This is a genomic window from Flavobacterium cupreum (assembly GCF_003996965.1).
Taxonomy (GTDB): domain Bacteria; phylum Bacteroidota; class Bacteroidia; order Flavobacteriales; family Flavobacteriaceae; genus Flavobacterium; species Flavobacterium cupreum.
The window spans coordinates 1-351 of sequence record NZ_QWDM01000133.1 but is presented as its reverse complement, the minus strand read 5'-3'; the positions used below and the strand labels follow the sequence as shown (position 1 = coordinate 351).

Annotated in this window: 1 protein-coding gene; it reads right to left on the bottom strand. The window is 43.9% G+C overall.

The genetic code is table 11. From position 1 onward, the window contains the following. On the bottom strand, positions 1 to 283 hold a 283-nt coding region (locus D0817_RS25865; RefSeq protein WP_202866532.1), incomplete at its 3' end, for a hypothetical protein. Positions 284 to 351 lie beyond the last annotated feature (68 nt).

Here is a 351-nt window from a genome sequence, read left to right as displayed (position 1 = left end):
CTGCTCCGGTCTCGATCAGGCGAGCCTCCTCAGCATAGCTAATGACCTTTTGACCTGTTTGCGCCAGTAAGGTCGTAGCAGTGTCATGCGGCGGCACTCCTCCAGCATGAATAATTTTTCTAATATGATCCAGTTTTGCGTGTAATTCCTTGAGCGCCTCCGGAATCATTTTATCCCCAAGAATCATAAGTTCTTTGAATTCACTTGATAGCTGTTTCAACCGGTCCACCATGGACTGTGGAAGTCTTTGGCCGTACCGAACTACGAAAAGAGCGATAATCATAATTATTGTTGAGCAAAAATTTCGGAAACTTTTTACAAGTTCGGATTCATACTTCAACACATTAAGCG